Source organism: Acidovorax sp. (assembly GCF_027492855.1).
Taxonomy (GTDB): domain Bacteria; phylum Pseudomonadota; class Gammaproteobacteria; order Burkholderiales; family Burkholderiaceae_C; genus Acidovorax.
Genome location: NZ_JAPUDY010000088.1, coordinates 1 through 8,328, shown reverse-complemented (window position 1 = coordinate 8,328; position 8,328 = coordinate 1). Strand labels below are relative to the sequence as shown.

Sequence of the window (8,328 nt, the reverse complement as noted above, 5' to 3'; positions counted from 1 at the left end):
CAGCCCAAACCGCCCTTCTGCTCCCCATGGAGTAGAAGGGCGCTTTGCTTTGGGGGCCTCGAAATTGTGAGACCCTCTTGAGCCTCGCATTCTTGGCGACTCACGCTTGGCAGCTCAAACCGGCAACTCAAACCGGTAGCCGCCGACCCTGCTCGAACACCAGCAGTTCTCCTTTGCCAAATGCCGTCCACTGCTCATTTGTTGTCAGTGGGCTTGTCACGATCACCGCCACTTCGTCTTTCTCGTTGGTTTCTTTGGAGAAATCCAGCAGAAGGTCGTCGTCGCTCAGTTGCGCGGAACCGAAGGGGTGGCGTCTTTCGATGTAGTACAGGCTTGTTGAGGCGTGCGCCCACAATGCCTGGCCATTCGAAAGCAGAAAATTGAACGTTCCGTGCGGGCTGATCTGCGCCGCCAATTCCTGGAGCGTCAGGGTCAGCTCTCGGACGGACGGCACGCTGGCGTGTGATTTGGCCAGCTCCTGCATGATCCAGCAGAACGCATGTTCGCTGTCGGTGTCCCCCACCGGGCGGAAATGCGAGTGCAGCCGGGGGCGGAAGTCTTTCAGATCGCCGTTGTGGGCAAACACCCAGTAGCGCCCCCACAGTTCGCGCACAAAAGGGTGGCAGTTCTGTAGGCTCACGACGCCCTGCGTGGCCTTGCGGATGTGGGCGATGACGTTCTTGCTCTTGATGGGGTAGCGGCGAATCAGCTCGGCCACGGGGGAGTCCACCGCCGCAAGATGGTCCACAAAGTGCCGCAGGCCCTTGTCTTCAAAAAAAGCGATTCCCCAGCCGTCGCTGTGGTGGTCGGTCTTGCCGCCGCGTTGCGCAAACCCCGTGAAGCTGAAGGTCACGTCGGTGGGGACATTGCAGTTCATGCCGAGCAGTTGGCACATGGCTTGGGTTCCGTTTCTTCTTCGAGGTCGTATCGCGAATAGGGTTTGAGCACACCACTACAGGAGGGGCGCGGCTTCAGCGTGGCGTCGTCGGTTCGCGCAACTGCCAGGCGGCCACCATGGCCAGCAGGCACAGGCTGGCCAGCATCAGAAAGGTTTCACCAAACGCTGTGATGCGGGCAGGATTGCTGGCACCCACGGTGAGCGCCGCCCCATGGGCAGCCAGCCGCCACTCCAGCACGATGCCACACAGGCTCACACCGGCCGCTCCGCCGAGCATGCGCAAAAAACCGATGGCGCTGGAGCCTTGGGAGATCAGCGACTTGTCCAGCGGCCGCATGGCCCCGAGGTTCAGCGAGGGCAGGATGAAACCGAGGCCGATGCGCCCAAGGATGGCCAGGGCCACCAGCGTCCACAGCGGCGAGCCCAGGCCCACGAACACCATGAGCCCGAAAGACAGCGCAAGCAAGCCCAGGCCGGTGCTGACGAGGAAATGGGTGGGTTGCCGGTCTGCCAGGCGGCCAACGAAGGCGATGGTGATCCCCAGCACAAAGCCTGCGGGCAGCATGAGGGTGCCCACGTGTGAGGCCGACAGCTCCAGCCCCAGTTGCATGAACACCGGCAGCAGGTAGGTGGAGCCAAACAGCGCCGTGCCATAAATGAAAGCCACCACGCTGCCCATCGCAAATTGGCGGTACTGGAACAGCCGCAGGTCCATCAGCGGCTTGCGCCCACTGTGGATCAGCCTGCGCTGCCAGGCGATGAAGCACGCAACGGCGATGGCGGCGCCGACCAGCAGGCCGGCGGCTTCGACCATGGAGCCGCCGTGCAGCGACACCAGGCCATTGAGCAAACACAGCGTGCCCACCGTGCCGAGCAGCAGGCCGCGCCAGTCCAGCGCCTCGCCTTGCCGGTTGGCCTGCACGCCGCCGGGCGCGGTCACCGGCACGAACTTGTAGGCCAGCCAGAGCGAGGCCAGGCACAGTGGCACGACCATGAAAAAGATAGAGCGCCAGCCAAACCAGTCCACCAGCAGGCCGCCGATACTGGGGCCGAGGGCAGGCGCCAGCACCACACCCATGCCGAAGACTCCGCTGGCGCGGCCCTGCTCGTGCGGCTGGAAGGCATACAGGATGATGACGGCGGGAATGGGCTGCACCACGCCTGCCGCCAGGCCTTCGGCCACACGCGCGGCCAGCACCAGGCCAAAGTCGCGCGCCAGCCCGCCCCCCACACCACCCGCGAGCAAGAGCAGCATGGCACCCACATAGGTAGCGCGGTAGCCATAGCGGGATAGCAACCACGGCGTGGTGAGCATGGACACCGTGGTGGCGACCATGAAGCCCGAGGTGACCCATTGCGCGCGCTCCTGCCCCAGGGCGAAGTGGTGGCTCATGTCCGGGATGGCCACGTTCACGATGGTCGAGGACATGATCGACGCCATCGTGCCCACCATGACCGACAGCAGCAACAGCCAGCGGTAACGCTCGCCATAGCGCGCGCGCAGCACCGACAAGGAGCCGGAAGATTCCGTCATGGGCGATTCAACGCAGGCGGTGGGGACGGTGAAAAACGGCCGGGCCGTGGTGGTTCAGGCTCTCAGGTCCGTTCCAGCCAGAGCTTGCCGCCCGTGGCCCAGTTTTCGCGCTTCACGTCGGTGATCAGGATGTCCACCGATTCGGGCGAGCCGCCCAGGATCTCGACGCTCACGCGGGTGATCTCTTCCACCAGCTTGCGTTTTTGCTCGACCGTGCGGCCTTCCATCATTTCAATGTGGTACGTGGGCATTTCAGACTCCTTCGGGTTATCAAAACGAAAGCGGAAATCATATCGGCGCAGGCGGGGGCCGCTGTGCAAAAGCTGGGGGCACTGGTTCTTGCGCCTGCGGGCTGCCGCATGCCGCGCAGATGCACACCTGGCCGCGCTGGGCCTCGGGCACGGCGGCCAGGGCGGTGGGGGCGATGGGTGCTGCTGTCATGCACCAGCAACTCTCGGGGGCGCCGCCCGCTGCCATGGCGCACTGATTGGCCCCGCCACACAGCGGGCAGCAGGACTGGGATGGCGAGCAAGGGTTCTCGGTGGACATGGAGCCGGTGGCAGCAGAGGCACTGCCAGCCAGTGTAAAGCGGTGGCCGATAGAATGGTGTTGTGGATGTTATCAAGTAAAAATAGCTGCTGGCGCTTGATGGATAAGCGCTAGCAGCTATCAATAGAGGAGCGGCCGCTGCCGCCTCGCGCAAACCGGAATCAGGCCGCCTGCGCAGCCTTCAGCTTCAAACGCCAGGCGTGCAGCAGTGGCTCGGTGTAGCCGCTGGGCTGCTCCATGCCCTTGAAGACCAGGTCGCAGGCCGCCTTGTAAGCCATGCTGGTGCCGAAGTTGCCGGCCATGGGGCGGTACAGCGGGTCGCCCGCGTTCTGGCCGTCCACCACGGCGGCCATGCGTTCAAAGGTTTCGCGCACCTGGGCTTCGGTTACCACGCCGTGCAGCAGCCAGTTGGCCATGTGCTGGCTGCTGATGCGCAGCGTGGCGCGGTCTTCCATCAGGCCCACGTTGTGAATGTCGGGCACTTTGGAGCAGCCCACGCCCTGGTCCACCCAGCGCACCACGTAGCCCAGGATGCCCTGGGCGTTGTTGTCCAGCTCCTGCTGCTTCTCGGCGTCGGTCCAGGCCGGGTTGGCACTCACGGGCACCGTGAGCAGGCCGGTCAGCAGGTTGTCGCGCTCGCCGTTGGCGTCGGTTTTTTCCAGCTCGATCTGGATGTCGCTCACCTTGACCTGGTGGTAGTGCAGCGCATGCAGCGTGGCGCCCGTGGGGCTGGGCACCCAGGCGGTGTTGGCACCCGCCTTGGGGTGGGCGATTTTCTGCTTGAGCATTTCGGCCATCAGGTCGGGCATGGCCCACATGCCCTTGCCGATTTGCGCCTTGCCGCGCAGGCCACACGACAGGCCCACCAGCACGTTGTTCTTTTCGTACGACTGGATCCAGGCGCTGGTCTTCATGTCGCCCTTGCGGATCATCGGGCCTGCGTGCATGGCGGTGTGCATCTCGTCGCCCGTGCGGTCCAGGAAGCCGGTGTTGATGAAGGCCACGCGGGCCGACGCGGCGGCGATGCAGGCCTTCAGATTGACGGACGTGCGGCGTTCTTCGTCCATGATGCCCAGCTTCACCGTGTTGGCGGGCAGGCCCAGCAACTGCTCCACGCGGCCGAACAGCTCGCTCGCAAAGCCCACTTCGGCGGGGCCGTGCATCTTGGGCTTGACGATGTAGACGCTGCCCTTGCGCGAGTTGCGGATACCGTTGGCGCCATGGCCTTGCAGGTCGTGCAGTGCGATAGCAGTCGTCACCACCGCGTCCATGATGCCTTCAGGGATCTCGCGCTCCTTGCCTTGCGCGTCGGTCCACAGGATGGCCGGGTTGGTCATCAGGTGGCCCACATTGCGCAGGAACATCAGCGAGCGGCCATGCAGGCGCACCTCGCCCCCCGTGGGGCCGGTGTAGACGCGGTCAGGGTTCAGTCCGCGCGTGATGGTCTTGCCGCCCTTGGCGACCTGCTCGGTCAGCGTGGCCTGGATGATGCCCAGCCAGTTGCTGTAGCCCAGCACCTTGTCCTCGGCGTCCACAGCGGCCACGGAGTCTTCCAGGTCGAGGATGGTGGACAGCGCGGCTTCCAGCACCAGGTCGCTCACGCCCGCCGCGTCAGATTGGCCGATGGGCGTGCTGCGGTCGATCTGGATATCGAGGTGCAGGCCGTTGTGCTGCAGCAGCACCGACGAAGGCGCTGCGGCATTGCCCTGGTAGCCCTTGAACTGCGAGGGGTCCTTCAGGCCCGTGGTGCCGCCGTTGGCGAGTGCCACCACCAGTTGGCCGCCTTCGGCGCGGTAGCCGGTCGAATCCTTGTGCGAGCCCGTGGCCAGCGGCGCAGTGTCGTCCAGCACCTGGCGTGCAAACGCGATCACCTTGGCGCCGCGCACGGGGTTGTAGCCCTTGCCCTTTTCGGCGCCATCGGTCTCGGGGATCGCGTCGGTGCCGTACAGCGCGTCATACAGGCTGCCCCAGCGCGCGTTGGCGGCGTTGAGGGCGTAGCGCGCGTTCAGGATAGGCACCACCAGTTGTGGGCCGGCCTGGGTGGCGAGCTCATCGTCCACATTGGCCGTGGTGGCCTTCACATCGGCAGGCTGGGGCACCAGGTAGCCGATTTTTTCGAGAAAACCCCGGTAGGCCACCATGTCCGCGATGGGGCCGGGGTTGGCCTTGTGCCAGGTGTCCAGCTCGGTCTGCAGGCGGTCGCGCTCGGCCAGCAAGGCGATGTTGCGCGGGGCCAGGTCGGCCACGATGGCGCCAAAACCTTTCCAGAACGCTTCGCTGCCAACGCCCGTGCCGGGCAGCACCTTGTCTTCGACAAAGCGAAAGAGGGGGGTGGCCACTTGCAGGCCGTGGACGGTGGTGCGGTCGGTCATGAAAAAGCTCGCTGAAGAAAAAGAAAAAAAGGGAAAAAGAAAGCGCCAGGAAAGGCGACGATGAACACACTGTATTGCAAATCAACGCGCATATAAATACGTTGAAAATCTCTAAACCAGTGACTTTTAAGCAAAAGTGGTCGATATGCCACCCCTGACCATCCGTACTCGCCCGTAGTGGTGCTGCTGCCAATAAGCCACTACGCTGCGCACACAAAACAATCCATCCCACCGGGAGACAAATCCATGCAGGCACCCCTGGCCGCCAGCGCGCAGAACGCCGCCTACAAGAACAAGATCGTCAGTGCCGCCGATGCCGTGCAGCTCATCCACGACGGCGACACCGTGGCCACGGGCGGTTTTGTGGGCATCGGTTTTGCCGAGAGCATTGCCGTTGCGCTGGCCCAGCGCTGGCATGCCACCCAGGCGCCACGCGACCTGACCCTGGTGTATGCCGCCGGGCAGGGCGACGGCAAGCAGCGCGGCCTCAACCACCTGGGCCACGCCGGGCTGCTCCGCCGCGTGATCGGCGGGCACTGGGGCCTGGTGCCGCGCATCCAGAAGCTGGCGGTGGACAACCAGATCGAAGCCTGGAACCTGCCCCAGGGCGTCATCACCCACCTGTTCCGCGACATCGCTGCGGGCAAGCCTGGCACGCTCACCCGCGTGGGCCTCGACACCTTTGTGGACCCACGCCACGGCGGCGGCAAGCTCAACACGCGCACCACCGAAGACCTGGTGCGCGTTTTACCCATCGACGGGCAGGACTACCTGTTCTACAAGGCCTTCCCCATCCACGTGGGCATCATCCGCGCCACCACGGCCGATGCCGACGGCAACCTCACCATGGAGCGCGAAGCGCTCACGCTCGAAGCCCTGGCCATCGCCATGGCCGCGCGCAACTCGGGTGGCGTGGTCATTGCACAGGTCGAGCGCATTGCCGAGCGCGGCACGCTCAACCCGCGCCAGGTGAAAGTGCCCGGCGTGCTGGTGGACGCCGTGGTGCTGGCCACCGAGCCCGCGCACCACCACCAGACCTTTGCCGAGCCCTACAGCGCCGCGTTTGCGGGCGAGCTGCGTGTGCCCATGGACACGCTCGACGCCATGCCCCTCACCGAGCGCAAGATCATCGCCCGCCGCGCGGCGCTGGAGCTGCGCCCGCACCAGGTGGTCAACCTGGGGATAGGCATGCCCGAAGGCGTGGCCAACGTGGCCGCCGAAGAGCGCATCATCGACCTCGTCACGCTCACCGCCGAGCCCGGCGTGATCGGTGGCATCCCCGCAGGCGGCCTGAACTTCGGCGCCGCCGTGAACCCGCAGGCCATCATCGACCAGCCCAACCAGTTCGACTTCTACGACGGCGGTGGTCTCGACATCGCCATCCTCGGCCTCGCGCAGGCCGACCAGCACGGCAACCTCAACGTGAGCAAATTCGGCCCGCGCCTTGCGGGTGCGGGCGGCTTCATCAACATCAGCCAAAACGCCAAGACCGTGGTTTTTGTGGGCACCTTCACGGCGGGCGCGCTGCAGGTAGAGGCCGTGGACGGCCGCCTGCACATCCTGCACGAAGGCGGCGCGCGCAAGCTGGTGCGCGAGGTTGAGCACCGCACCTTCAGCGGCGCCGAGGCCCTGCGGCGCGGCCAGCGCGTGTTGTATGTGACCGAGCGCTGCGTGTTCCGCCTGGTGCCCTCGGGCGAGCCCGATGGCGGCGGCGCGCTGGAGCTGATCGAGCTGGCGCCCGGCATCGACCTGCACCGCGACGTGCTCGCCCACATGGGCTTTGCGCCCCGCATCAGCCCCGGCCTGCAGGCCATGGACCTGCGCCTGTTCGAGCCCGGCCCGCTGGGCCTGCGCGAGCAATTGCTCAACCGCCCGCTGGTGCAGCGCTTCGAGCTCGACGCCGCGCGCAGGCTGCTGCATGTGGACTTTTCCGGCCTCAAGATCAGCACCCGCAACACCGTCGACGCCATCGGCCACGAAGTGCGCCGCCTGCTGGCACCACTCGCCGCGCAGGGCGAACGCGTGGCCGTCATCGTGAACTACGACCACTTCACCATCGCCCCCGACCTGGCCGACGCCTACGCCACCATGGTGCAGGGCCTCACGCGCGACCACTATGCCGAGGTCAAACGCTATGGCACGGTGGGGTTTCTGAAGTCGCGCTTGTCTTGATTGCTATCAAATCGGTAGCTGTTAGCGCTTATCCTGCGGGCGCAAACTGCCAATTTGGCTTGAATTTTTGGTGCTCCGCTGATGCCGCGCCTAGCGCCGTTGCTGCCAGCAGTCAGCAGCGCCGGGCGCGGGGTCAGTACACATAGACCGCGCCGGAGTTACCGGCCGCATCGTTCGCCTGGCCGCCAACGGCGTTGATGCCGGTGGCGCTGCTGTCCTCCCCCCAGGCCGGCACCGCCAGGGTGTTGCCGTCGTCCGACAGGGCCACGCTGTAGCCAAAGTAGTCACCCACCCCGGTATTGCTGGCCTTCACATAGGCCTGCTGGCTCCAGGTGCTGGCGCTGCGGGTGAACACATAGACCGCGCCGGAGTTGCCAGCCGCGTTGTTCCCATGGTCGCCGCCGATGCCTTGGGCGTTGCTGCCCTCCCCCGAGGCCCCCACCGCCAGGGTGTTACCGTCGCCCGACAGGGCCACGCTGGTGCCAAAGCCGTCACCCGCCCCGGTATTGCTGGCCTTCACATAGGCCTGCTGGCTCCAGGTGCTGGCGCTGCGGGTGAAGACATAGACCGCACCCGCATTGGTGGCCGTGTTGTCCGTCTGGTTGCCGTTGATGCTGGTGGCGCTGCTGTCCTCAAGGTAGGCCCCCACCGCCAGGGTGTTGCCGTCGCCCGACAGGGCCACGCTGGTGCCAAAGTTGTCATACGCCTCGGTATTGCTGGCCTTCACATAGGCCTGCTGGCTCCAGGCGCTGGCGCTGCGGGTAAAGACATAGACCGCACCCGCATTGGTGGCCGTGTTGTCC

The 8,328-nt window shown here is 65.4% G+C and carries 7 protein-coding genes; 1 reads left to right on the top strand and 6 read right to left on the bottom strand.

The features are described 5' to 3' along the window. Positions 1-127 precede the first annotated feature (127 nt). From Q0105_RS17310 to Q0105_RS17290, 5 genes are all read right to left on the bottom strand, one after another. On the bottom strand, positions 128-895 hold the full coding sequence (locus tag Q0105_RS17310) for a class II glutamine amidotransferase (RefSeq protein ID WP_298213382.1): 768 nt from the start codon (positions 893-895) through the stop codon (positions 128-130). Positions 896-971: 76 nt separating this feature from the next. Beyond that, positions 972-2,432 carry a DHA2 family efflux MFS transporter permease subunit gene (locus Q0105_RS17305; protein ID WP_298213381.1) on the bottom strand — a complete coding sequence of 487 codons (1,461 nt, stop codon included), beginning with the start codon at positions 2,430-2,432 and terminating at the stop codon, positions 972-974. 62 nt (positions 2,433-2,494) lie between these two features. Continuing rightward, on the bottom strand, positions 2,495-2,734 hold the full coding sequence (locus tag Q0105_RS17300; protein WP_298213383.1) for a 4-oxalocrotonate tautomerase: 240 nt from the start codon (positions 2,732-2,734) through the stop codon (positions 2,495-2,497). Continuing rightward, positions 2,721-2,981 (bottom strand): cysteine-rich CWC family protein, encoded by a 261-nt coding sequence (locus Q0105_RS17295; RefSeq protein ID WP_298213380.1) that lies wholly within the window; start codon positions 2,979-2,981, stop codon positions 2,721-2,723. The genes Q0105_RS17300 and Q0105_RS17295 overlap by 14 nt, the downstream gene beginning before the upstream one ends. Positions 2,982-3,142: 161 nt before the next feature. Continuing rightward, a complete protein-coding gene (locus Q0105_RS17290) occupies positions 3,143-5,353 on the bottom strand; it encodes a malate synthase G (protein ID WP_298213379.1) in 2,211 nt (736 codons plus the stop codon). Between the two features lie 246 nt (positions 5,354-5,599). On the opposite strand from Q0105_RS17290, the gene Q0105_RS17285 reads away from it, so the two are divergent. Continuing rightward, positions 5,600-7,525, top strand: a complete 1,926-nt coding sequence (locus Q0105_RS17285) for an acyl CoA:acetate/3-ketoacid CoA transferase (protein ID WP_298213378.1) — start codon at positions 5,600-5,602, stop codon at positions 7,523-7,525. 133 nt (positions 7,526-7,658) lie between these two features. Here Q0105_RS17285 and Q0105_RS17280 read toward each other — a convergent pair. Then, the coding region (locus tag Q0105_RS17280) for an FG-GAP repeat protein (protein WP_298213377.1) at positions 7,659-8,328 on the bottom strand (670 nt) is incomplete at its 5' end.

Coding starts and splice junctions, on each gene's coding strand:
- Q0105_RS17305 (WP_298213381.1), bottom strand. CDS start 2,432: ATGACGGAATCTTCCGGCTCCTTGTCGGTGCTGCGCGCGCGCTATGGC.
- Q0105_RS17290 (WP_298213379.1), bottom strand. CDS start 5,353: ATGACCGACCGCACCACCGTCCACGGCCTGCAAGTGGCCACCCCCCTC.
- Q0105_RS17295 (WP_298213380.1), bottom strand. CDS start 2,981: ATGTCCACCGAGAACCCTTGCTCGCCATCCCAGTCCTGCTGCCCGCTG.
- Q0105_RS17285 (WP_298213378.1), top strand. CDS start 5,600: ATGCAGGCACCCCTGGCCGCCAGCGCGCAGAACGCCGCCTACAAGAAC.
- Q0105_RS17310 (WP_298213382.1), bottom strand. CDS start 895: ATGTGCCAACTGCTCGGCATGAACTGCAATGTCCCCACCGACGTGACC.